34 protein-coding genes are annotated in these 23,662 nt (G+C 43.9%); 33 read left to right on the top strand and 1 reads right to left on the bottom strand.

Annotation, left to right across the window (positions count from 1 at the left end; translation table 11 throughout):
- Positions 1-15: 15 nt before the first annotated feature.
- Complete coding sequence (gene rpoC / locus E5260_RS11260; RefSeq protein WP_003641247.1) at positions 16-3,657, top strand: DNA-directed RNA polymerase subunit beta'; 3,642 nt, start codon at positions 16-18, stop codon at positions 3,655-3,657.
- Between the two features lie 653 nt (positions 3,658-4,310).
- Here the strand turns inward: rpoC and E5260_RS11255 are convergent.
- Positions 4,311-4,991 carry a prepilin peptidase gene (locus E5260_RS11255; protein WP_003641248.1) on the bottom strand — a complete coding sequence of 227 codons (681 nt, stop codon included), beginning with the start codon at positions 4,989-4,991 and terminating at the stop codon, positions 4,311-4,313.
- Positions 4,992-5,253: 262 nt separating this feature from the next.
- On the opposite strand from E5260_RS11255, the gene rpsL reads away from it, so the two are divergent.
- The 32 genes from rpsL (at position 5,254) to rplQ (ending at position 23,294) form a co-directional block, all read left to right on the top strand.
- Positions 5,254-5,667: a 30S ribosomal protein S12 gene (rpsL, locus tag E5260_RS11250; protein WP_003641249.1), complete on the top strand. Its 414-nt coding sequence runs from the start codon at positions 5,254-5,256 to the stop codon at positions 5,665-5,667.
- Between the two features lie 16 nt (positions 5,668-5,683).
- The gene (rpsG, locus tag E5260_RS11245; RefSeq protein WP_003638057.1) at positions 5,684-6,154 is read left to right on the top strand and encodes a 30S ribosomal protein S7; all 471 of its coding nucleotides are present in this window, start codon (positions 5,684-5,686) and stop codon (positions 6,152-6,154) included.
- 141 nt (positions 6,155-6,295) lie between these two features.
- Positions 6,296-8,392 carry an elongation factor G gene (gene fusA, locus E5260_RS11240; protein WP_003641250.1) on the top strand — a complete coding sequence of 699 codons (2,097 nt, stop codon included), beginning with the start codon at positions 6,296-6,298 and terminating at the stop codon, positions 8,390-8,392.
- Between the two features lie 951 nt (positions 8,393-9,343).
- Complete coding sequence (rpsJ, locus tag E5260_RS11235) at positions 9,344-9,652, top strand: 30S ribosomal protein S10 (RefSeq protein ID WP_003638059.1); 309 nt, start codon at positions 9,344-9,346, stop codon at positions 9,650-9,652.
- Positions 9,653-9,689: 37 nt separating this feature from the next.
- Positions 9,690-10,319: a 50S ribosomal protein L3 gene (gene rplC, locus E5260_RS11230; RefSeq protein ID WP_003641252.1), complete on the top strand. Its 630-nt coding sequence runs from the start codon at positions 9,690-9,692 to the stop codon at positions 10,317-10,319.
- 18 nt (positions 10,320-10,337) lie between these two features.
- On the top strand, positions 10,338-10,961 hold the full coding sequence (rplD, locus tag E5260_RS11225; RefSeq protein WP_003641253.1) for a 50S ribosomal protein L4: 624 nt from the start codon (positions 10,338-10,340) through the stop codon (positions 10,959-10,961).
- Complete coding sequence (gene rplW / locus E5260_RS11220) at positions 10,961-11,254, top strand: 50S ribosomal protein L23 (RefSeq protein ID WP_003641254.1); 294 nt, start codon at positions 10,961-10,963, stop codon at positions 11,252-11,254. Before rplD ends, rplW begins: the two co-directional genes overlap by 1 nt.
- Positions 11,255-11,277: 23 nt before the next feature.
- Positions 11,278-12,117, top strand: a complete 840-nt coding sequence (gene rplB, locus E5260_RS11215) for a 50S ribosomal protein L2 (RefSeq protein ID WP_003641255.1) — start codon at positions 11,278-11,280, stop codon at positions 12,115-12,117.
- A gap of 42 nt (positions 12,118-12,159) precedes the next feature.
- A complete protein-coding gene (rpsS, locus tag E5260_RS11210) occupies positions 12,160-12,435 on the top strand; it encodes a 30S ribosomal protein S19 (RefSeq protein ID WP_003638064.1) in 276 nt (91 codons plus the stop codon).
- 20 nt (positions 12,436-12,455) lie between these two features.
- Entirely contained in the window at positions 12,456-12,803 is a 348-nt protein-coding gene (gene rplV / locus E5260_RS11205) for a 50S ribosomal protein L22 (protein ID WP_003638065.1), read from the top strand.
- A gap of 12 nt (positions 12,804-12,815) precedes the next feature.
- Positions 12,816-13,469, top strand: a complete 654-nt coding sequence (gene rpsC / locus E5260_RS11200) for a 30S ribosomal protein S3 (protein ID WP_003638066.1) — start codon at positions 12,816-12,818, stop codon at positions 13,467-13,469.
- Positions 13,470-13,471: 2 nt separating this feature from the next.
- The gene (gene rplP / locus E5260_RS11195) at positions 13,472-13,906 is read left to right on the top strand and encodes a 50S ribosomal protein L16 (protein ID WP_003641256.1); all 435 of its coding nucleotides are present in this window, start codon (positions 13,472-13,474) and stop codon (positions 13,904-13,906) included.
- Complete coding sequence (rpmC, locus tag E5260_RS11190) at positions 13,896-14,090, top strand: 50S ribosomal protein L29 (protein ID WP_003638068.1); 195 nt, start codon at positions 13,896-13,898, stop codon at positions 14,088-14,090. Before rplP ends, rpmC begins: the two co-directional genes overlap by 11 nt.
- A 22-nt stretch (positions 14,091-14,112) precedes the next feature.
- A complete protein-coding gene (gene rpsQ / locus E5260_RS11185) occupies positions 14,113-14,382 on the top strand; it encodes a 30S ribosomal protein S17 (RefSeq protein WP_003638069.1) in 270 nt (89 codons plus the stop codon).
- A gap of 42 nt (positions 14,383-14,424) precedes the next feature.
- The gene (gene rplN / locus E5260_RS11180; RefSeq protein WP_003641257.1) at positions 14,425-14,793 is read left to right on the top strand and encodes a 50S ribosomal protein L14; all 369 of its coding nucleotides are present in this window, start codon (positions 14,425-14,427) and stop codon (positions 14,791-14,793) included.
- Between the two features lie 33 nt (positions 14,794-14,826).
- Entirely contained in the window at positions 14,827-15,138 is a 312-nt protein-coding gene (gene rplX / locus E5260_RS11175; RefSeq protein ID WP_003641258.1) for a 50S ribosomal protein L24, read from the top strand.
- A gap of 28 nt (positions 15,139-15,166) precedes the next feature.
- Positions 15,167-15,709, top strand: coding sequence for a 50S ribosomal protein L5 (gene rplE / locus E5260_RS11170; RefSeq protein ID WP_003638072.1), 543 nt, complete (start codon positions 15,167-15,169; stop codon positions 15,707-15,709).
- Positions 15,710-15,729: 20 nt separating this feature from the next.
- Positions 15,730-15,915, top strand: coding sequence for a type Z 30S ribosomal protein S14 (locus E5260_RS11165; RefSeq protein WP_003638073.1), 186 nt, complete (start codon positions 15,730-15,732; stop codon positions 15,913-15,915).
- 33 nt (positions 15,916-15,948) lie between these two features.
- Entirely contained in the window at positions 15,949-16,344 is a 396-nt protein-coding gene (gene rpsH / locus E5260_RS11160; protein ID WP_003638074.1) for a 30S ribosomal protein S8, read from the top strand.
- 29 nt (positions 16,345-16,373) lie between these two features.
- Positions 16,374-16,910, top strand: coding sequence for a 50S ribosomal protein L6 (gene rplF, locus E5260_RS11155; RefSeq protein WP_003641259.1), 537 nt, complete (start codon positions 16,374-16,376; stop codon positions 16,908-16,910).
- A 34-nt stretch (positions 16,911-16,944) separates the two neighbouring features.
- Positions 16,945-17,310 (top strand): 50S ribosomal protein L18, encoded by a 366-nt coding sequence (gene rplR / locus E5260_RS11150; protein WP_003641260.1) that lies wholly within the window; start codon positions 16,945-16,947, stop codon positions 17,308-17,310.
- Between the two features lie 20 nt (positions 17,311-17,330).
- Complete coding sequence (gene rpsE, locus E5260_RS11145) at positions 17,331-17,831, top strand: 30S ribosomal protein S5 (RefSeq protein ID WP_003638077.1); 501 nt, start codon at positions 17,331-17,333, stop codon at positions 17,829-17,831.
- A 14-nt stretch (positions 17,832-17,845) separates the two neighbouring features.
- Positions 17,846-18,028 (top strand): 50S ribosomal protein L30, encoded by a 183-nt coding sequence (gene rpmD, locus E5260_RS11140; protein WP_003641261.1) that lies wholly within the window; start codon positions 17,846-17,848, stop codon positions 18,026-18,028.
- A gap of 31 nt (positions 18,029-18,059) precedes the next feature.
- On the top strand, positions 18,060-18,491 hold the full coding sequence (gene rplO / locus E5260_RS11135; RefSeq protein WP_003638079.1) for a 50S ribosomal protein L15: 432 nt from the start codon (positions 18,060-18,062) through the stop codon (positions 18,489-18,491).
- A gap of 1 nt (position 18,492) precedes the next feature.
- On the top strand, positions 18,493-19,788 hold the full coding sequence (gene secY, locus E5260_RS11130; protein ID WP_003644092.1) for a preprotein translocase subunit SecY: 1,296 nt from the start codon (positions 18,493-18,495) through the stop codon (positions 19,786-19,788).
- Between the two features lie 63 nt (positions 19,789-19,851).
- On the top strand, positions 19,852-20,502 hold the full coding sequence (locus E5260_RS11125; protein ID WP_277745822.1) for an adenylate kinase: 651 nt from the start codon (positions 19,852-19,854) through the stop codon (positions 20,500-20,502).
- A gap of 174 nt (positions 20,503-20,676) precedes the next feature.
- On the top strand, positions 20,677-20,895 hold the full coding sequence (gene infA, locus E5260_RS11120; RefSeq protein WP_003638082.1) for a translation initiation factor IF-1: 219 nt from the start codon (positions 20,677-20,679) through the stop codon (positions 20,893-20,895).
- 36 nt (positions 20,896-20,931) lie between these two features.
- Entirely contained in the window at positions 20,932-21,051 is a 120-nt protein-coding gene (gene rpmJ / locus E5260_RS11115) for a 50S ribosomal protein L36 (RefSeq protein ID WP_003638083.1), read from the top strand.
- A gap of 27 nt (positions 21,052-21,078) precedes the next feature.
- The gene (rpsM, locus tag E5260_RS11110) at positions 21,079-21,444 is read left to right on the top strand and encodes a 30S ribosomal protein S13 (RefSeq protein WP_003641265.1); all 366 of its coding nucleotides are present in this window, start codon (positions 21,079-21,081) and stop codon (positions 21,442-21,444) included.
- A 24-nt stretch (positions 21,445-21,468) separates the two neighbouring features.
- Positions 21,469-21,858: a 30S ribosomal protein S11 gene (gene rpsK / locus E5260_RS11105; RefSeq protein ID WP_003641266.1), complete on the top strand. Its 390-nt coding sequence runs from the start codon at positions 21,469-21,471 to the stop codon at positions 21,856-21,858.
- Positions 21,859-21,944: 86 nt separating this feature from the next.
- A complete protein-coding gene (locus tag E5260_RS11100; protein WP_003641267.1) occupies positions 21,945-22,889 on the top strand; it encodes a DNA-directed RNA polymerase subunit alpha in 945 nt (314 codons plus the stop codon).
- 21 nt (positions 22,890-22,910) lie between these two features.
- Positions 22,911-23,294: a 50S ribosomal protein L17 gene (gene rplQ, locus E5260_RS11095; RefSeq protein ID WP_003641268.1), complete on the top strand. Its 384-nt coding sequence runs from the start codon at positions 22,911-22,913 to the stop codon at positions 23,292-23,294.
- Positions 23,295-23,662 lie beyond the last annotated feature (368 nt).

Raw genomic sequence — 23,662 nt, 5'->3', positions numbered from 1 at the left:
AGGGAGGTCGGTCCTTTGATCGATGTCAACAAGTTTGAAAGCATGCAAATCGGTCTGGCATCCCCAGACAAGATTCGCAGCTGGTCATATGGCGAAGTCAAAAAGCCAGAAACCATTAACTACCGGACATTGAAACCTGAAAAAGACGGTCTGTTTGACGAACGGATTTTTGGTCCTACTAAGGATTGGGAATGTGCTTGTGGTAAATACAAACGGATTCGTTATAAGGGTATTGTCTGTGACCGTTGTGGGGTCGAAGTGACTCGTAGTAAAGTCCGTCGTGAACGGATGGGTCATATCGAACTTGCCGCACCAGTTACTCACATCTGGTACTTTAAGGGAATTCCTAGCCGGATGGGCTTAGTCTTAGACATGAGTCCCCGGGCACTTGAAGAAATCATTTACTTCGCTTCATACGTCGTTATCGAATCTGGTAATACGCCACTTGAAAAGAAGCAATTACTTTCTGAACGTGAATACCGTGAGAAGAAGGCTCAATATGGTAACGAATTTGAAGCTGCCATGGGTGCCGAAGCCATCAAACGGTTATTGAATAACGTGGATCTTGAAAAAGAAGCACGTGATTTAAAGGAAACTCTGAAGGATGCTTCTGGTCAGAAGCGGACCCGGGCCGTTCGGCGGCTTGATATCATCGAAGCTTTCGTGACATCTGGTAACGAACCAGCTTGGATGGTAATGGACGCAATTCCGGTTATTCCCCCGGACTTACGGCCAATGGTTCAATTGGAAGGTGGTCGTTTTGCCACCTCTGACTTGAACGACTTGTACCGGCGGGTTATCAACCGTAATAACCGGTTGAAACGCTTGTTGGACTTAAATGCACCTGGGATTATCGTGCAAAACGAAAAGCGGATGTTGCAAGAAGCCGTTGATGCGTTGATCGATAATGGTCGTCGTGGCCGTCCCGTTGCTGGTCCTGGTAACCGGCCATTGAAGTCTCTTTCACACATGTTGAAAGGGAAGCAAGGGCGGTTCCGTCAAAACTTACTTGGTAAGCGGGTTGACTATTCTGGTCGTTCGGTTATCGATGTTGGGCCTTTCTTGAAGATGAACCAAATGGGCTTACCACGTCAAATGGCGTTGGAATTGTTCAAACCGTTTATCATGAAGGAATTGGTTAAACGTGAATTAGCTTCTAACATCAAGAATGCTAAGCGAAAGATCGAACATGCTGATGACGATGTCTGGGGTGTGTTGGAAGACGTTATCAAGGAACATCCTGTTCTCTTGAACCGCGCCCCTACGCTTCACCGTTTAGGGATTCAAGCTTTCGAACCCGTCTTGGTTAGTGGTAAAGCGATGCGGCTCCATCCATTGGCTTGTGAAGCTTACAACGCCGATTTCGATGGGGACCAAATGGCTATTCACGTCCCACTTTCAGATGAAGCCCAAGCTGAAGCACGGCTCTTAATGTTAGCTGCCCACCATATTTTGGCGCCTAAGGACGGGAAACCCGTTGTTACGCCATCTCAAGATATGGTTATCGGTAACTACTACTTGACGACTGAAGAAATCGGTCGTGAAGGCGAAGGTATGATCTTCAAGGACTTGAATGAAGCTCAAAAGGCTTACCAATCAGGTTATGTACATTTGCATAGCCGGGTCGGCATTCAGGTCTCATCAATGCCTGACAAGCCATTCACGGACGATCAGAAGCAAGCAGTCTTAGTCACGACGGTTGGTAAGGCAATCTTCAACAACATTTTGCCTGGCAAGTTCCCTTACTTGAACGAACCAACTAACGATAACTTGATTGCTGGTACACCGGACAAGTATTTCTTGAAGCCTGGTGAAGATATTCATCAATTCTTGGATGCCCAGGAAATCATTCCACCATTCAAGAAGGGCTTCTTGGCCGACATTATCGCTGAAGTTTACAAGCAATATCACGTGACAGCAACGTCACTCTTGCTTGACCGGATGAAGGACTTAGGTTACAACATTTCAACTAAGTCTGGTTTGACGGTTGGGGTTGCCGATATTACTGGTTTGAAAGAAAAACCAGCAATTATCGCCGAAGCCCATAAACAAGTTAATACGATTTCGAAACAGTTCCGTCGTGGTTTAATTACTGATGACGAACGTTATGAACGGGTCATTGGTGTCTGGAACGACGCTAAGGACCAAATCCAACAAAAACTGATTGAAAGTTTCAACGCGGATAACCCAATCTTTATGATGAGTGATTCTGGTGCGCGTGGTAACATTTCAAACTTTACTCAGTTAGCTGGGATGCGTGGTTTGATGGCTGCCCCTAACGGTAAGATCATGGAATTACCAATCCTTTCAAACTTCCGTGAAGGTTTGTCTGTCTTGGAAATGTTCATTTCAACCCACGGTGCTCGTAAAGGGATGACCGATACGGCGCTTAAGACTGCCAACTCAGGTTACTTGACTCGGCGTCTGGTTGATGTGGCTCAAGATGTTATCGTTCGTGAAAAGGATTGTGGGACTGACCGTGGGTTGCGGATTCACGCAATCATGGAAGGTAACGAAGTCATCGAACCGTTGTATGACCGGATCTTAGGTCGTTACACGATGAAGACTGTCTTTGATCCTGAAACGCATGATGAAATTGTTGGTAACAACGTCTTGATCGACGAAGACTTAGCTCATAAAATCGTTGATGCTGGTGTAACGGAAGTTACGATCCGTTCTGCATTTACTTGCAACACTAAGCATGGGGTTTGTGAACATTGCTACGGCCGTAACATGGCTACTGGTGATGAAGTTGAAGTTGGTGAAGCTGTTGGGACAGTTGCCGCACAGTCTATCGGTGAACCCGGTACTCAGCTGACCATGCGGAACTTCCATACCGGTGGTGTTGCCGGGGACGATATTACCCAAGGGTTGCCTCGTGTGCAAGAAATTGTGGAATCACGGAATCCTAAAGGGCGTGCCGAAATCTCAGAAGTTACTGGGACGGTTGAATTAATTGAAGAAAATCCAGCGGAACGGACGAAGGAAGTTACGGTTAAGGGTGAAACTGATACCCGGACTTACACGTTGCCGTTAACAGCACGGATGGCGGTTAGTGAAGGCGACTTTATTCACCGTGGTGCTGCGTTGAACATTGGGTCGATCGATCCTAAGCAATTGATTCAAGTACGTGATGTCTTATCAACTGAAAACTACTTGCTCCGTGAAGTTCAAAAGGTTTATCGGATGCAAGGGGTTGAAATTGGCGATAAGCACGTTGAAATCATGATTCGGCAAATGTTACGGAAGGTTCGGGTCATGGATCCGGGCGATACCGACGTCTTGCCTGGGACGTTAATGGATATTGCAGACTTCAAGGACGAGAACTACAAGACCTTGATTGCTGGTGGTATTCCTGCAACGTCACGGCCAGTCATTCTTGGGATTACTAAAGCCGCTCTTGAAACGAATAGTTTCTTGTCAGCTGCTTCATTCCAGGAAACGACACGGGTCTTAACTGATGCTGCTATTCGTGGTAAGAACGATCCACTGATCGGGCTTAAGGAAAATGTTATCATTGGTAAGATCATTCCTGCTGGGACTGGTATGCCGGTTTACCGTCATATCAAACCAAAGGAAGTTGGCAACGTGGCTGATGGGGTTTACTCAATCAGCGACCTTGAAAAACAAATGCAAGAACAAGATGCTAGCAAGTAATTGCTAAGTAACTAAAAAGGGCGGCCATTGTGGTCGTCCTTTTTGTATGCACGATTGTAGGTAGGCTATCTGGGGCGTTCGGCGATGAAGGTTAATCTTCAGGGGGAGAAGCCTAACTGAGCCTCACTGGAAAAGTTCAAGTTTGTGTAAACTTGCTTAGTTAGTGTGTCCTGCACTGCGCTCCAGGCATTTCTGCTAATTGCTGGACTGCCGTGCCTTAATACTATATTGGTGAAACGTGTTCAGATTGGAATGAGACTTTCGGTTAGCTAACACTAATCCTCAGTCTCAGCCCGTCTAAACCGGACACTCTTGCAGTGCTAAGAAACGTCTTCCGCTCGGGATGGTGTTCGAATGGTGGGCACGTGCGTACGCAACTTTTGACGGATTAGTCGTTACTTTTTTGAGACCGGAATCTTATCGGGTAACTTTCAGGTTAATAATAGAATTGTGAGCTGTCCCCGATTTCTAAATCACCATATTACTACTGAGGGTCAGAACAACTGATACAATATTAACGCTTGTTTAAAGTTCCAAGTAGTAAACAATTCGACAACAAATTGTACCAAGTTGAGTGGTCGTTCATCCGCACAGGACGCGTACTGACTAACAAGCAATAATCGGGCGTACTAGAATATTGCAATTATAGCTCGCTATGCGAGACCCGTGAGTTGGGTGACCATGATGAAGCTCCAACTGATGAAGGGCACGAATGGTAAGCGATGGCGTGGGGCACTGATGATAAAACCAACTAATGCGGCAACGGCCGCAATGGCGAGACAGGTCAACAGTGTGTCGGCTGGAATGATGAAGACAAGCATGAGTAGAACGTCAACATCGCCGAGACCAAAGGTGGCAGTTAGCCGGGCCAGCAAGTATAACCCGACTAGTAAGGCAAGTACGAGGTAGAGACTGATCGTCAGGGGTGGCCGTTGTTGCCATAAGCCCAGTCCGGCTGGAAGAAGTAATGTCAGCGGGTAGACTTCAAAAGTGAGATAATCAGTAAGACTATTGAAAATCAATACCAAGTAACTAATCAGCAGTGGCAGCGTCAATGACAATGACGCACTGCTAGAAACTAGTAGACCACCACAAAGTAATTCAATTAGACTGGAACGGAGGCTGATAGGAGTGCGACAATCATAGCACTGCCCCCGTTGAAGCAGAATGCCGAGTAATGGTATCAGTTGCCAGAACCGTAATTGATGTCGACAGTGTGGACACCGTGATCGTTGAGTGCTAATGAGTATGTGTCCGCTGCTGATGCGTTCCGCCATACAGGTCACGAATGAGCCCAGACAGAGACCAATAATAAAAAGACTGCTGGTTAACATGGAAGGACCACCTTTCATCACTAGTTACGCAATGTAAAGCATCACTATTTTTTCAGGACATTTATTGACAACTTCGGCATGTCATGATAGTCTAGTAAAGGTGCTTTTTGCAGACAGATTCCTGTATCAGGAATACAGACATGCTGACTGGTCGGCTAAGCGCACAATTACCATGCTCCAGGCATTCTTTTTTACTCAAAAAAGAACCACCTGGATGTGTGGACTTAAAAAACAGATATTTGGAAGGAGGACACTTTAGAACATGCCAACAATTAATCAATTAATTCGCAAAGGCCGTAAGTCTAAAGTATCAAAATCAAATGCCCCAGCGTTAAACTTTGGGTATAACAGTTACAAGAAGGTTGCAACTAATAACCCAGCGCCACAAAAGCGTGGGGTTGCTACTCGTGTCGGTACCATGACTCCTAAGAAGCCTAACTCGGCTTTACGGAAGTATGCCCGTGTACGTTTATCTAACTTAATCGAAGTTACAGCTTACATTCCTGGTATTGGTCATAACCTCCAAGAACATAGCGTTGTCTTAATTCGTGGTGGTCGTGTTAAGGATTTACCTGGTGTTCGTTACCATGTTATCCGTGGTGCTTTGGATACTGCTGGTGTCGAAGATCGTCGCCAAAGCCGTTCCAAGTATGGTACCAAGAAGCCAAAGAAATAATAAGGAGGTAAGTTAAATGCCAAGAAAAGGTGCACCTGCAAAACGCGAAGTTTTAGCAGATCCAATGTATAACTCTAAATTAGTAACGCGTTTAATTAACCACTTAATGTTAGATGGTAAGCGCGGTACCGCATCAACTATTTTGTATGATGCTTTTGATCAAATCAAAGAACAAACTGGTAACGATCCTTTGGAAGTCTTCGAAGAAGCTATGAAGAACGTTATGCCAGTACTTGAAGTTAAGGCCCGCCGTGTTGGTGGTTCTAACTACCAAGTTCCAATCGAAGTTCGCCCAGATCGTAAGACGACTCTTGGCCTTCGTTGGATCGTTCAATATGCTCGCTCACGTGGCGAACACACTATGTCCGACCGGTTAGCTCGTGAAATCATGGATGCTGCTAACAATACTGGTGCTTCAGTTAAGAAGCGTGAAGATACTCACCGGATGGCTGAAGCCAACCGTGCCTTCGCCCATTATCGTTGGTAATATTTCCGTGAGATGGTTAAAGGTCGCCTTTAACTAATCACAAAAAGGTGACTATTATATGCGCGCATATAGTAGTCATTTTTTGAAATAAACTTTATACTGTTAATTCCATTTATATTGAGAGGAGTAACACATTTTCTAATGGCTAATACACGAGAATTCTCACTCGATAAGACCCGTAATATTGGTATTATGGCCCATATCGATGCTGGTAAGACCACGACTACTGAACGGATCTTGTACTACACTGGTAAAATTCACAAAATTGGTGAAACCCATGATGGTGCTTCACAAATGGACTGGATGGCCCAAGAACAAGAACGTGGGATCACCATTACCTCTGCTGCCACGACTGCACAGTGGAAGAACCACCGGATTAACATCATCGATACCCCAGGGCACGTTGACTTCACTGTTGAAGTTGAACGTTCACTTCGGGTTTTAGATGGTGCGATCGCCGTATTGGATGCCCAATCAGGTGTTGAACCTCAAACTGAAACAGTTTGGCGTCAAGCATCAACGTATAACGTTCCCCGGATCGTTTTCGTTAACAAGATGGACAAGATTGGTGCGGACTTCAAGTACTCTGTAAGCACGATCCATGATCGTTTACAAGCTAACGCCCACGCCATCCAATTACCAATTGGTGCCGAAGATAATTTCGAAGGGGTCATTGACTTAATCGAAATGAAGGCTGACCTTTATGATGAAGATCAACTTGGTACTGAATGGGATACGGTTGACGTTCCTGATGAATACAAAGAAGAAGCCCAAGCTGCACGTGATGACTTAATCGAAGCCTTAGCTGACATCGATGACGGCATCATGGAAAAGTACCTTGGCGGTGAAGAAATCAGCAAAGAAGAAATTAAGGCTGCTATCCGTAAAGGAACGTTAGCACTTGAATTCTTCCCAGTATTAGCTGGTTCAGCCTTCAAGAACAAGGGTGTTCAAATGTTAATGGATGCCGTTGTGGACTACTTACCATCACCACTTGATGTTAAGCCATACAAGGCTACTGATCCTGAAACTGAAGAAGAAGTTGACTTGATTGCCGGTGATGATAAGCCATTCGCTGCCCTAGCATTTAAGGTTGCTACTGACCCATTCGTTGGTCGTTTGACTTTCATCCGGGTATACCAAGGTACTTTGGAATCTGGTTCATATGTCTTGAACGCCACTAAGGACAAACGTGAACGGGTTGGTCGTTTACTTCAAATGCATTCTAACCAACGGAAAGAAATCCCAGAAGTTTTCTCTGGTGATATCGCCGCTGCAATTGGTTTGAAGAACACGACTACTGGTGACTCATTGACTTCGATTGACCATCCATATCACTTGGAATCAATGGAATTCCCTGACCCAGTTATCCAGGTTGCCGTTGAACCTAAGACTAAGGCTGACCAAGATAAGATGAACGTTGCCTTACAAAAGCTTTCTGAAGAAGATCCTACTTTCAAGGCTGAAACTAACCCTGAAACTGGTGAAACTTTGATCGCCGGGATGGGTGAATTGCATTTGGATATCATCGTTGACCGGATGCGGCGTGAATTTAATGTTGAAGCCACTGTTGGTGCGCCTCAAGTTTCATACCGTGAAACCTTTACTAAGAGCACTCAAGTTCAAGGTAAGTTTGTTCACCAATCTGGTGGTAAAGGTCAATATGGGGATGTTTGGGTTGAATTTACACCTAACGAAGAAGGTAAAGGCTTCGAATTCGAAGATGCCATCGTCGGTGGGGTTGTTCCTCGTGAATACATTCCTTCAGTTGAACAAGGTTTGAAGGAAGCTATGGCTAACGGTGTGTTAGCTGGTTATCCTTTGGTTGACGTTAAGGCTAAGCTCTATGATGGTTCTTACCATGATGTCGATTCTAGTGAAGCAGCCTTCAAGATTGCCGCATCATTAGCATTGCGGAATGCCGTTAAGACTGCTGGCCCTGTTATCCTTGAACCTATCATGAAGGTTGATATCGTTGCCCCAGAAGATTACTTAGGTGATGTTATGGGTCACGTTACTGCTCGTCGTGGTAACATCGAAGGTATGGAAGAACGTGGGAATGCCCAAGAAGTTCATGCATACGTTCCTTTGGCTGAAATGTTTGGTTATGCAACCACATTACGTTCAGCTACTCAAGGTCGTGGGACTTTCACAATGACCTTTGATCATTACGAAAAGGTACCAAAGTCAGTTCAAGAAGATATCATCAAGAAGAATGGCGGCACTCCTGCCAAATAAGCTTGATTGATAATAAGAAGGACGTTCAGCTTCGGCTGGACGTTCTTTTTTTACATAAATTTCTGGTCGAACTAAATGTGATTACTGCTCGTCGTAAGACAACGTGGCACATCAATTGAAGCGGCTTGGGATAGTTTGGCCGTCACTGGCATTGGGTACGGCTGTGACGAGCACAGTGCTGCTCAGGCCTGTGTCATCGCGCAAGGGTACAATCGCGCAACAAGGGTCGCACTAGTTAAGTTACTAGCCGCTGCGACCATAAAACTGGCAGCCATAATATTAAAGGGTGCGAGACTCATAGCATAATAAGGAGAACGCGGACAACATCACATTTTTTGTACCGGAGATAACCACATGAGTTGACGGTTGTCGGTGACCACGGCCAAGGTGCTGACGGTCGGTGGTAAGCAGATGACAATATAATAGAAGGTAGATGAACAAGAACGTGGGTCAGTGTGACGGCGCCGTCAGATGTAGGAGCGATTGAATTAAGCGTGTTGAAGTCCGATTAAATGACTCCAGACAAAAATGTATGACGCTGAACGCGGGTCTTGTTCCTGAGAAAGTGTTAATGCAATCTAGTAGGTGTCCACATGATCGTGGCCGGTCGGCAGTGAGAAATGTAAAGCGCTCACCAAAAAGAAATTAGGCGCAAACGCTATTAATTGGATGGAATTTGTGTTACATTAATTGAGCTGGTTCAAAAAGGTAACACGGTTTACAACGATGGTTATAAAAAAAGTGCGAAAACACTTGCTATTACAGAGCTTTTCATTTATTATAGATTGTGCTTGGTATTTAGAAGGGGATAACTATATCCCCATCATCAAGTAGTCGTAGTTAGCTTTGATGTGAAAGGTTGCGACACGCCCGGCCACATTGTCATGGGACGTGGCGGTAATTTTCACGGAGCTAGTCTTATTTTCAAAATAGACGAAGGAGGTCACAACAATGGCAAAGCAAAAAATTCGTATTCGCTTAAAGGCATACGAACACCGCATTCTTGATCAGTCAGCTGACAAGATTGTCGAAACGGCAAAGAGAACTGGTGCTACTATTTCAGGTCCTATTCCATTGCCTACTGAACGGACTATTTATACCGTTCTACGTTCACCACATAAGTTTAAGGACTCACGTGAACAATTCGAAATGCGGACTCACAAGCGGTTAATCGATATCGTTAACCCAACGCCTAAGACGGTCGACTCATTAATGAAGTTAGACTTGCCTAGCGGTGTAGATATTGAAATCAAGCTTTAATTTACTAAACTAAAATCAATTAATTGGAGGTGTACTCATGACCACTAAAGGAATCTTAGGGAAAAAGGTAGGAATGACGCAAGTCTTCACTGAAAGCGGCGAATTAGTTCCCGTTACAGTTGTTGAAGTTCAACCTAACGTTGTGTTGCAAGTTAAGACCGTTGAAAATGACGGTTACGAAGCAATCCAATTAGGTGTTGACGACAAACGCGAAGTCTTGACGAACAAACCTGCTCAAGGTCATGCAGCAAAAGCAAAAACGACTCCTAAGCGCTTCATTCGTGAAATTCGTAATGTTGAGCTTGGAGATTACACAGTAGGTGACGAAGTCAAAGCGGATATTTTCGCAGCTGGCGACGCCGTTGACGTTACGGGTATCACTAAAGGTCATGGTTACCAAGGTAATATCCATAAGGACGGCCAAAGTCGTGGACCAATGGCTCACGGTTCTCGTTACCATCGTCGTCCTGGTTCAATGGGTGCCATCATCAACCGGGTATTCAAAGGTAAGAAATTACCAGGCCGGATGGGTAATCACCAACGTACGATGCAAAACTTACAAATCGTTCGTGCCGACGTTGAAAACAACGTTTTATTAATTAAAGGGAATGTCCCTGGCGCCAACAAGTCATTTGTAACAGTTAAAACATCTGTTAAGAGTAAATAAGGAAGGAGGACATAATACATGACTAGCGTAGCATTATTTAAACAAGACGGTACGCAAAATGGTGACGTTACTTTGAACGACGCTGTGTTTGGTGTTGAACCAAACGAAAACGTGGTTTTTGATGCCATCTTGATGCAACGTGCATCAATGCGTCAAGGAACTCACGCAGTTAAGAACCGTAGTGCTCGTCGCGGTGGTGGTCGTAAACCATGGCGTCAAAAGGGTACTGGTCGTGCGCGTCAAGGTTCTATCCGTTCACCACAATGGCGTAAAGGTGGGATTGTCTTCGGACCAACCCCTCGTTCATACAGTTACAAATTACCTAAGAAGGTTATGCGCTTAGCTTTGAAGTCTGTCCTTTCACAAAAGGTCTTAGACAACAGCTTAGTTGCAGTTGATAGCTTAGCTTTCGACGCACCAAAGACTAAGGATTTTGTAAATGTATTAAACAACCTCAACGTCGATACCAAGACTCTTGTTTTGGTTGAAGAGGACAATGAAAAGGCTGCTTTGGCAGGTCGTAACTTACCAAATGTTAAGATCCTTAAAGCCAAAGGTGTTAACGTCTTAGATGTCGCTAATAGTGACAAATTAGTCGTTACCCAAAAAGCCCTCGATCAATTAGAGGAGGCGCTCGCATAATGGAAGCACGCGATGTAATTTTACGTCCTGTAGTTACTGAATCATCAATGGCTGACTTGGACGACAAGCGCTACACATTTGATGTCAACGTACAGGCAACGAAAACCCAAGTTAAAAAAGCAATCGAAGAAATCTTCGATGTTAAAGTCGTTAAAGTGAACGTTATGAACGTTAAAGGAAAACTTAAGCGCCAAGGTCGTTACGCCGGCTACACTAAGAAGCGTCGTAAGGCTATTGTTACCTTAAGTTCTGATTCTAACGAAATCAAGTTGTTCAACGACGATCAACAATAAATCTAATTTAGGAGGTAACTCTAGTGGGTATTAAGAAGTATAAACCAACCACTAACGGCCGTCGTAATATGACTGCTTCAGATTTCTCTGAAATCACTAAGACGAAGCCTGAAAAGTCATTATTAGACTCACAAAGTCACACTGCCGGTCGTAACAGTTATGGTCACATTACTGTTCGTCATCGTGGCGGCGGTCATAAGCAACAATACCGTTTGGTTGACTTTAAGCGGATTAAGGATGAAGTTCCAGCAACCGTTAAGGCAATCGAATATGATCCTAACCGGACAGCTAACATTGCATTATTAGTTTACGCTGACGGTGTGAAATCATATATCTTAGCACCAAAAGGTTTGGAAGTTGGTATGCAAGTTCAATCAGGTGCCGAAGCCGACATCAAGGTTGGTAACGCATTACCATTAACTAACATCCCTGTTGGTACTGTTATTCACAACATTGAATTGAAGCCAGGTAAGGGTGGCCAATTAGCTCGCTCTGCTGGTACCTCAGCACAATTACTGGGTAAGGAAGGCAAGTACGCAATTGTTCGTTTGTCTTCTGGTGAAGTTCGTTTAGTATTATTAACTAGCCGTGCTACTATTGGTACTGTTGGTAATGAACAACACGAATTAATCAACTCAGGTAAAGCCGGTCGTACACGTTGGCAAGGTAAGCGCCCAACTGTTCGTGGTTCTGTAATGAACCCTAACGATCACCCTCATGGTGGTGGTGAAGGTAAAGCACCAATCGGTCATCCATCTCCAATGTCTCCATGGGGTAAGAAGACGCTTGGTAAGAAGACTCGGAACAAGAAGGCTCGTTCAAACAAGCTTATCGTTCGTGGTCGCCGTCCAGGCAAACACTAATAAAATTTGAATTTACTGTAGTTATCGAGAGGAGGTCACACGATGGGTCGTAGTTTAAAGAAGGGACCTTTCGCAGATGCGCATTTATTAAAGAAAATCGATGCACAATCTGATTCTGACAAGAAATCTGTCATCAAGACGTGGTCACGTCGTTCAACAATTTTCCCAAGTTTTATCGGGTACACAATCGCTGTTTATGATGGTCGCAAGCATGTCCCAGTTTACATCCAAGACGACATGGTCGGTCATAAGTTAGGTGAATTTGTACCAACACGGACGTTCCATGGTCATGGAACTGACGATAAGAAAACGAAGTAATAGTTAGGAGGATATAAAGAATGGCTGAACAAGTAACATCTGCACGTGCAACTGCAAAAACTGTTCGTATTGCCGCTCGTAAGGTCCGCCTAGTTGTCGATCTTATCAGAGGTAAAAGTGTTGCCGAAGCCTTAGCAATCTTGAAGTTCACTCCACGGGGTGCTTCTCCAGTAGTAGAAAAAGTTTTACTTTCTGCTGTTGCTAACGCTGAAAATAACTTTGACTTAGATCGCGAAGATTTGGTCGTAAGCGAAGCTTTTGTTAACGAAGGACCAACCTTAAAACGGTTCCGTCCACGGGCAAAGGGTTCTGCTTCACCAATCAACAAGCGGACTAGCCACATTACGATCACAGTTACTGAAAAATAGGAGGGATAACGCGTGGGTCAAAAAGTAAATCCAACCGGATTACGTGTAGGAATCATTCGCGACTGGGAAGCAAAATGGTACGCTGAAAAAGATTTTGCTGCCTACTTGAACGAAGATTTACGCATCCGTAAGTATATCGAACAACGACTTGCCGACGCTTCCGTCTCCACCGTTGAAATCGAACGCGCTGCAAACCGCGTAAACATTTCAATCCATACCGCAAAACCAGGGATGGTTATTGGTAAGGGTGGTTCTGAAGTTGAAGCTCTTCGTAAAGAATTAAACAATTTAACTGGTAAGCGAGTACACATCAACATCATCGAAATCAAGAAGCCTGATTTAGATGCTAAATTAGTTGGTGAAAGTATTGCGCGTCAATTGGAAGGCCGGGTTGCTTTCCGTCGTGCGATGCGTGGTGCTATGCAACGTACAATGCGTTCCGGTGCTAAGGGTATTAAGACACAAGTTGCTGGCCGTTTAAACGGTGCCGACATGTCTCGTGTTGAAGCATACTCAGATGGTACGGTTCCATTGCATACGCTTCGTGCTGACATCGACTATTCATGGGTCGAAGCACGGACGACTTACGGTAAATTAGGTGTTAAGACCTGGATCTACCGTGGCGAAATCTTGCCAGAAAAGAAATCTGCTAAAGGAGGAAACTAAACATGCTGGTACCTAAACGGGTTAAGTATCGTCGTGTTCATCGTGGTAAAATGCGCGGTGAAGCTAAAGGCGGTAAAACAGTTGCTTTTGGTGATTACGGTTTACAAACCCTCGAATCACACTGGATCAGCAACCGGCAGATTGAAGCTGCCCGTGTTGCTATGAACCGTTACATGAAGCGTGGCGGTAAGGTATGGATTAAGATTTTCCCTCACAAGTCCTACACTGAAAAAGGTGTCGGTGTCCGGATGGGTAATGGGAAAGGTACTCCTGCAGGTTGGGTAGCACCAGTTAAACGTAACAAGATTATGTTTGAAGTTGCTGGTGTTCCAGAAGAAGTTGCACGCGAAGCTTTACGCTTGGCTGGAACTAAATTACCTGTTAAAACTAAGATTGTTAAGCGTGAGGAAGTAGGTGGCGAATCAGATGAAGGCTAAGGAAATTAAAGCATTGTCCACTACTGAAATGCTCGAAAAAGAAAAGTCTTACAAAGACGAACTTTTCAACTTGCGTTTTCAATTGGCCACTGGTCAGCTTGAAAACACCGCTCGTTTAAAACAAGTTCGTAAGAACATTGCGCGTATTAAAACTGCGTTGCGTGAACAAGAGTTAAACAAGTAGAGTATAAAGGAGGCAATCACGAATGAGTGAAGATACTCGTAATAGCCGTAAGGTTATCCAAGGACGCGTTGTTTCTGACAAGATGGACAAAACCATTGTTGTTATTGTCGAAACTTACAAGAACCATCCGGTATACGGCAAACGTGTTCGTTATTCAAAGAAATTCAAGGCTCATGATGAAAAGAATGAAGCTAAAACTGGCGATATCGTCAAGATCATGGAAACTCGTCCTCTATCAGCTACTAAGCGTTTCCGCTTAATTGAAGTTGTTCAAAAAGCTGTTATTATCTAGATTATTAGCTGAATAAAATTACATGAAGGGAGGACACTTACTGTGATCCAACAAGAAAGTCGTTTAAAAGTTGCTGACAACTCCGGTGCCCGTGAAATCCTTACTATTAAGGTATTAGGTGGCTCTGGTCGTAAAACTGCTAACATTGGTGATGTCATTGTTGCTACGGTTAAACAAGCAACACCCGGTGGTGTTGTCAAAGCTCATGATGTCGTTAAAGCTGTGATCGTCCGGACTAAGTCTGGTGTTCACCGTGCTGACGGTTCATACATCAAGTTTGATGAAAATGCTGCAGTTATTATTCGTGATGACAAGACTCCACAAGGTACTCGTATCTTTGGACCTGTCGCTCGTGAATTACGTGATAAGGACTTCATGCGTATTGTTTCATTAGCGCCAGAAGTACTCTAGTCACACACCGTAAATAAGGAGGTGCGCAACCTAATGTTGATTAAAACTGGTGATAAAGTTCGAGTAATCAGCGGTAAGGATCGTGGTCAAGAAGGTACTGTTAAAAAGGTTATCTCTGCCAAGAACCGGATCGTTGTTGAAGGTGTTAACAAGATCAAGAAACACCAAAAACCAACGAACGTTAACCCACAAGGCGGTATCGTGGACATCGAAGCACCAATCGATGCTTCTAACGTTATGTACCTTGACCCATCAACCAACGAACCTACACGTTTAGGTGTTCGTCGTGAAGATGGCAAGCGTGTCCGTTACGCTAAAAAGTCTGGTAAAGACTTAGAAAACTAAGACTGACTGAAAGGAGGAAGCAAGTTTCATGGAAAACCGTTTAAAAGCTCAATATGAAAAAGAAATCGTTCCAGCATTAGTTGACAAGTTCAATTACACTTCAGTAATGCAAGTGCCTAAGCTGGCTAAGATCGTTTTGAACATGGGTGTTGGTGATGCAGTTACCAACGCTAAAAACTTAGACGAAGCAGTTGAAGAATTAACTTTGATCTCCGGTCAAAAGCCATTGGTTACCCGGGCAAAGAAATCTATCGCTGGTTTCCGTCTTCGTGAAGGTATGGCAATTGGTGCCAAGGTTGACTTACGTGGCGAACGTATGTATGACTTCTTGGACAAGTTGATCAATGTTTCATTACCACGTGTTCGTGACTTCCATGGTGTAAGTACTCGTTCATTTGATGGTCGCGGTAACTACACATTGGGTGTCCGTGAACAATTGATCTTCCCAGAAATCAACTATGATAATGTTAACCGTGTTCGCGGTTTAGACATTGTAATCGTTACGACAGCTGATAGTGATGAAGAATCACGTGAGTTGTTAACTCAATTTGGCATGCCATTTGCTAAATAACCGAAGGGGGTTAATCGAAGTTGGCTAAAAAATCACAAATTGCTAAACAAAAGCGCGGTGCTAAGTTTAACGTACAAAACTACACCCGTTGTGAACGTTGTGGTCGTCCACATTCAGTTTACCGTAAATTCCACTTGTGCCGTATCTGCTTACGCGACCTGGCCCACAAAGGTCAAATCCCTGGTATGAAAAAGGCCAGCTGGTAAAAACAAACCCAAGTTAAAGGAGGTTAAACTTTCATGATGACTGATCCAATCGCAGATTTCTTGACTCGTATCCGTAACGCTAATATGGTACGCCACGATTCACTAGAAGTTCCTGCATCAAAAATCAAACGCAACATTGCTGAAATTTTAAAGAATGAAGGTTTTGTTCGCGACGTTGAATACATCGATGATGACAAACAGGGCATCATCCGCGTCTTCTTGAAGTATGGTAAGGACAACGAACGTGTAATCAGTGGCTTGAAGCGTATTTCAAAGCCAGGTTTACGTTCATACGTCAAGGCTGATGCTGTTCCTAAGGTTTTAAACGGTTTAGGGATTGCTATCATCTCAACTTCAGAAGGTGTCATTACTGATAAAGAAGCTCGCGCCAAGAAGCTTGGCGGCGAAGTATTAGCTTACGTTTGGTAATCATTAATTAAGACGGGAGGTGCAAGTAAGTGAGTCGTATTGGTTATAAAGTAATTGAACTACCTGCTGGGGTAGAAGTATCACAAGCTGGTGAAGTCGTTACGGTTAAGGGTCCTAAGGGTACTTTAACGCGGAACATCGCCAGTGATATTACGATGACGGTTGAAGGCAACGAAGTTAAATTCACTCGTCCATCTGATGACTACAAGATGAAGGCATTACACGGTACTACCCGTGCAAATGTTAACAACATGGTTGAAGGGGTTACTAAAGGCTTTACTAAGAACCTTCAATTGGTCGGTGTTGGTTACCGTGCCCAATTGCAAGGCAAGAAGTTAGTATTAAGCGTTGGTTACTCACACCCTGTTGAATTCGCAACGCCTGAAAACTTGACTGTTGAAGTTCCTGATAACACGCATATCAATATTTCTGGTATTGGTAAGCAAGCTGTTGGTGACTTTGCTGCCGAAGTTCGGGCCGTTCGTTCACCTGAACCTTACAAAGGTAAAGGGATTCGTTACGTCGATGAATATGTTCGTCGTAAGGAAGGTAAGACTGGTAAATAATGCAGCGTAAAGCTGTCCATACTAATATATAGAGGTGACTATTGTGATTTCCAAACCAGATAAAAACAAAACACGTCAACGTCGTCACGCACGTGTTCGCGGTAAGATTTCTGGGACTGCTGAGCGCCCACGCTTAAATGTTTATCGTTCAAACAAAAACATCTACGCTCAAGTTATTGATGATGTAGAGGGTGTAACGCTCGCAAGTGCCTCAACTTTAGATAGCGAAGTTAAAGGTAACAACAAGACTGAAAAGGCTGCATCTGTCGGTGAAGTTGTTGCTAAGCGCGCTGCTGAAAAGAAAATCGTTGACGTCGTTTTCGATCGTGGCGGTTACTTATATCATGGTCGGGTTCAAGCTTTGGCTGAAGCCGCTCGTGAAAACGGACTTAAATTCTAACAAAGGAGGAATAATACCATATGACTTTCATTGATCCATCAAAATTAGATCTTGACGATAATGTTGTTGCCATTAACCGGATTACCAAAGTTGTTAAAGGTGGTCGTCGCCTACGTTTTGCTGCATTAGTAATCGTTGGGGACCACAAGGGACACGTTGGTTTCGGTACTGGTAAGGCTCAAGAAGTTCCAGAAGCAATTCGGAAAGCTTCCGAAGCTGCTAAAAAGAACTTGATCACTGTACCAATGGTTGGTACCACCATTCCTCATGAAGCACTTGGTGTTTACGGTGGTGGCCGCATCATGCTTAAGCCAGCCGTTGAAGGTTCTGGTGTTGCCGCTGGTGGCGCCGTTCGTGCCGTCATGGAATTAGCCGGTGTGGATGATGTTACTAGTAAACGATTAGGCTCAAACACCCCCGTTAACGTTGTTCGTGCAACGTTCGAAGGCTTAAAGAGCTTAAAGACTGCTGAACAAGTCGCTGCTTTACGTGGCGTTTCAGCCGAACATTTAGCTGAATAGGGAGGACAAACAACATGGCTCAATTAAAGATCACTTTAGTACGCAGTGCTGCTCACCGTCTTCCTAAGCAACGTAAAATCGTTAAGGAATTAGGTTTGGGTCGGATTAATAGTTCCGTTGTTAAACCTGATGACGCAGCAACTCGCGGTCAAATTTTCCACATCGCACACTTAGTCGATGTCGAAATCATCAAGTAATTCAAATTTTCAAAGAGGAGGTGCCTACTAAATGAAGTTACATGAATTAACACCTAGTGAAGGTTCACGTTTTTCACGTCGTCGAATTGGTCGTGGTGACTCAAGTGGCCAAGGTAAGACTTCTGGTCGTGGCCAAAAAGGTCAAAAGGCGCGTGGTAAAGTTCGTGTCGGTTTCGAAGGTGGCCAAATGCCATTGTACCGTCGGATTCCTAAGCGTGGATTTACTAACATTAACCGTAAAGAATATGCGGTTGTTAACCTTGACGGCTTAAACCGTTTTGATGATGGTGCCGAAGTTACACCAGAATCATTAAAGGAAGCTGGCTTAGTTAAGAAGAGTTCTGCTGTTAAAGTTCTTGGTAATGGTAAACTCAACAAAAAGTTAACAGTTAAGGCAAGCAAGTTCTCTGCAACGGCGGTTGCAGCCATTGAAGCTGCTGGCGGTAAAACTGAGGTGATCTAATTTGCTGACTACCATGAAGAACGCTCTCAAAGTTAAGGATATTCGGAATAAACTTCTGTTCACGTTGGGCGTTTTGATTGTATTTCGTCTTGGCTCTTATATCACAGTTCCTGGAGTTAATGCACAGGCACTTCAGTCGGTGGCATCTTCAGGGCTGATAAGTATGTTGAATACATTCAGTGGTGGCGGTTTAACAAATTATTCCATCCTTGCTATGGGGGTATCCCCTTACATTACTGCACAAATCATCGTTCAATTGTTACAAATGGACATTGTTCCTAAGTTTGTTGAATGGGGCAAACAAGGTGAAGTTGGTCGACGCAAGCTTAATCAAGCGACCCGTTGGTTAACGATCGTCTTGGCCTTTGTTCAGTCGATTGGGATTACGGCTGGTTTTAACTCTTTGAGTCAACTCAAGCTCGTTAACAATCCAAGTATTTCGACTTACCTGACCATTGGGGTGATCCTCACTGGTGGGGCAATGCTGACGACTTGGATGGGTGATATGATTACGGATCGAGGAATCGGTAATGGGGTTTCCATTATTATCTTCGCCGGGATCATTGCCCGTATGCCAACATCGATTTATCAAATTTATCAAGAACAGTTCGTTAATGTTTCACAGAGCGACTGGTGGAAGAGTGGCTTGTTTGTTGTTGGGTTAGCCTTGCTTGTGCTGATCATCGTTATGTTTGTAACGTGGGTCGAACAAGCTAATGACCGAATTCCAATTCAATACACTCGTCGTGCAGCTGGTGCACCTGACAGTAGTTACCTACCATTAAAGGTGAACGTTGCCGGGGTTATTCCTGTTATTTTCGCGAGTTCCTTCATTGCAACGCCCCAAACGATTTTGCTAGGGTTCCAATCCAGTCATGGTGACGAAACCTGGTATACCGTTTTGAGTAATATCTTCAATATGCAGTCGACGACTGGTGCTATTCTTTACACCATTCTGATCGTGCTCTTCACGTTCTTCTATGCGTTTGTTCAGGTCAATCCTGAAAAGCTCTCTAAGAACTTACAAAAGCAAGGCAGCTATATTCCTGGTGTTTGGCCAGGTAAGGATACTCAAGATTGGGTTTCAAAATTGTTAATGCGACTAAGTACGGTCGGTGCCCTCTACCTGGGGTTGATTTCCTTGATTCCATTATTAGCTTCTGATATTTGGGGTCTCGATGAATCAATCGGTTTAGGTGGGACGAGTTTACTAATCGTTGTTGGGGTTGCCCTTGAAACAATTCGTCAAATTAAAGGATTGATGATGAAACGTGACTATGTCGGTTTCATTCGTTAATCAGCGAATGTGTTGGGGAGACTCAACACATTTGTGCATTCAGGAGGAAAAAACATGTCAACAATGAACCTGATTTTAATGGGATTACCGGGTGCCGGTAAGGGTACTCAAGCACAGAAGATTCTTGAAGATTTTGATATTCCACATATCTCGACCGGAGATATCTTCCGTGCAGCCATTAAGAACGAAACGAAGATGGGCTTGGAAGCCAAGAAGTATATTGATGCAGGTAACTTAGTACCAGACGAAGTCACTAACGGCATCGTCCGTGATCGGTTAGCTGAAGCGGATACTAAAAATGGTTTCCTATTAGATGGTTACCCACGTAACATCGATCAAGCTCATGCTTTGAAACAAATCGGTGAAGAACTCAATAAGCCACTTGATGGGGTCATCAACATTCATGTTGAACCCGCAGTACTTGTTGAACGACTTTCCGGTCGGTTTATCTGCCGGACTTGCGGTGCAACTTACCATAAGTTGTACAACAAGCCTAAGGTAGAAGGAACCTGTGATGTGTGTGGCGGTCATGATTTCTATCAACGTGATGATGACAAGCCAGCAACCGTTAAGAATCGGTTAGACGTGAACATTAAGTTGAACACGCCATTAATTGAATATTACGGTCAAGAAAAGTTACTCTACAATGTCGACGGTGATCGCGACATTGATGATGTCTACAAAGATATCAAGAAAATTCTTGATAACCTGTAAACCAGGTTCCTTCAGCAGCGACGTTTGCTTTTCAAAGGTCGTTGTGATAAAATTATTCAGGTTTAGCCGTTGACTGATTTAATATTTTTTTAATGTTATGATTAGACAATGACTGGTTCAGTAATGGACCAAATACGTGGTAGCACGGAATCTGATAATAAGGAGGGACAGTACTTGGCAAAGGAAGACGTCATCGAAATTCAAGGAACCATTAAAGAAACGTTGCCGAACGCAATGTTTAAGGTTGAACTTGAAAACGGCGCTGAAATCTTGGCACACGTATCAGGTAAGATTCGGATGCATTACATTCGAATTCTGCCTGGTGACAAGGTTACAGTTGAAATGTCACCTTATGATTTAACTAAGGGCCGGATTACCTACCGTTTCAAGTAGGCTCGGTCTACGTACCTTATAGGAGGTAAAAAACTCATGAAAGTAAGACCATCTGTAAAGCCAATGTGCGAACACTGCAAAGTTATTCGTCGTAAAGGCCGCGTGATGATTATCTGCTCTGCTAATCCAAAGCATAAGCAACGCCAAGGTAAATAATTTAATTAAGTTGGAGGTGAAATATTAATGGCTCGTATTGAAGGGATTGACTTACCACGTGACAAGCGTATTGTCATTGGTTTGACTTATATCTACGGTATCGGTAACACTTCTGCACAGAAGATCCTTGCTGAAGCCGGTGTTTCAGAAGACGTTCGTGTACGTGATTTAACTCCTGACCAGGAAGACAAAATCCGTGCCGTTGTCGATGGTTACAAAACTGAAGGTGACTTACGTCGTGAAGTCAGCTTAAACATCAAGTTATTGCAAGAAATCGGTTCATACCGTGGCATGCGTCATCGTCGTGGTTTACCAGTTCGTGGTCAACACACGAAGAACAATGCTCGTACTCGTAAGGGTAAAAAGGTCAGCATCGCTGGACGTAAAAAATAATAATAAAGGAGGTTTTCGAATTTTATGGCAACTAGAAAGACAACCCGTCGTCGTCGGGTAAAGAAGAACATTGAATCTGGTGTGGCTCACATCCATTCAACGTTCAACAACACACTTGTTATGATCACTGATATGCAAGGGAACGCCATTGCATGGTCATCAGCTGGTTCATTAGGTTTCAAAGGTAGTCGTAAGTCAACACCTTTTGCTGCTCAAATGGCTGCAGAAGCTGCTGCTAAGGCATCAATGGAACATGGTATGAAGACTGTTGAAGTCGCTGTTAAGGGTCCTGGTTCAGGCCGTGAAGCCGCTATCCGTGCTTTACAAGCTACTGGTTTGGAAGTTAGCGCAATTCGCGATGTTACGCCAGTGCCTCACAATGGTTCTCGTCCTCCAAAGCGTCGTCGTGTTTAATCTGTGACGTTCATTTTGAGGGCAAACTTCATTTTGTACGCACAACTACTAAACACCACGCGTTTTGAAAGGGGTAAAAGATAAGAATGATTGAATTTGAAAAACCTAACATTCATAAAATTGATGAAAACGACAACTATGGTAAGTTTGTTGTAGAACCGCTTGAACGCGGTTATGGTACAACTTTAGGGAATTCACTTCGTCGGATTCTTCTTTCTTCTTTACCTGGCGCTGCTGTTACTAGTATTCAAATTGATGGTGTTCTTCATGAATTTTCAACGATTGAGGGCGTAACGGAAGACGTTACAGCAATTATCTTGAATGTTAAGAAGATTGCACTTAAGTTGGAATCAGACGAAACCAAGACGTTGGAAATCGACGTTAAGGGTCCTGCTAACGTTACTGCCGGTGATATCATTGGCGATGCGGACGTAGAAGTCTTGAATCCAGACTTACCAATTTGTACCGTAGCAGACGGGGCACACTTCCATATGCGTATGACCGCAAATACTGGTCGTGGTTATGTTTCCGCTGAGGATAACAAACATCGTGAAGATGACATGCCAATTGGCGTTTTAGCTGTTGATTCATTGTATTCTCCAATCGAACGTGTCAACTATCAAGTTGAAAACACGCGGGTTGGTCAACGTGATGATTTCGATAAGTTAACCTTAGACGTTTGGACAAATGGTTCAATCACTCCAAGTGAAGCCATTAGTCTATCAGCCAAAATCCTGACTGATCACCTTTCAATCTTCGTAAATCTCACCGATGAAGCTAAAAACACTGACGTGATGGTCGAGAAGGAAGAAACGCATAAGGAAAAGATGTTAGAAATGACGATTGAAGAGTTAGATCTCTCCGTCCGTTCATACAATTGCTTGAAGCGTGCTGGCATCAACACGGTCCAAGAATTAACTAACAAAACTGAAGCTGATATGATGAAGGTTCGCAACCTTGGACGCAAGTCACTCGAGGAAGTTAAGGCAAAATTAGCTGACCTTGGGTTATCATTACGCAAAGAAGACTAATACAAGGGAGGATATCCGTTCATGAGTTACCGTAAATTACAACGTACAAGTTCACAACGTCGTGCCTTATTACGCGATTTGACAACGTCATTGATCGTTAACGGCAAGATCGAAACGACCGAAGCCCGTGCTAAGGAAGTTCGTTCAACTGCTGACAAAATGATCTCTTTGGCCAAGAAGGGTGATTTAAGCGCCCGTCGGAAGGCTGCCGCATTCATGCGGGACGTCGTTGCCGATGTTAAGGAAGATGGCGACAACGTGGCTGTACAAACTGCATTGCAAAAGCTATTTAGTGACTTAGGTCCTCAATATGCTGACCGCAATGGTGGTTACACACGAATTTACAAGACTATGCCTCGTCGTGGCGACGGTGCACAAATGGTTGTCTTGGAACTCGTTGACTAGTTAAGATTGTTTTACGGATCACTGGGACTGATGATTGACGGGCGTTATGATGGTGGCTACTGGCAAAATAGTAGCTAAGTCTAGTTCGGAAGTTATTTATGGTTAGACATAGATGGCATATCGCAGTTCTAAGTGATTTTTTTTGGTGCTAGTTACGAGCAACCGCTGATTTAGGGATTGATTCCCTAAATCAGCGGTTTTTTGTTGGAATGGATAGGTGTTTTTAATACTCGTGATGACAACGGTTTGTTATTTGCAGATTATGACCTGTTGAATCGGGAAAGTGGATATAGTGGTCTCAGGTACTGACTGTGAAGATGAAGCACATGGGCGTTTAGCTGTGTCTGGGCGACAAAAAAGGTATCAAA

It is taken from the genome of Lactiplantibacillus plantarum (assembly GCF_014131735.1).
Taxonomy (GTDB): domain Bacteria; phylum Bacillota; class Bacilli; order Lactobacillales; family Lactobacillaceae; genus Lactiplantibacillus; species Lactiplantibacillus plantarum.
Note: the sequence above shows the minus strand (reverse complement) of the source record. Positions and strands in the feature narration are given on the sequence as shown.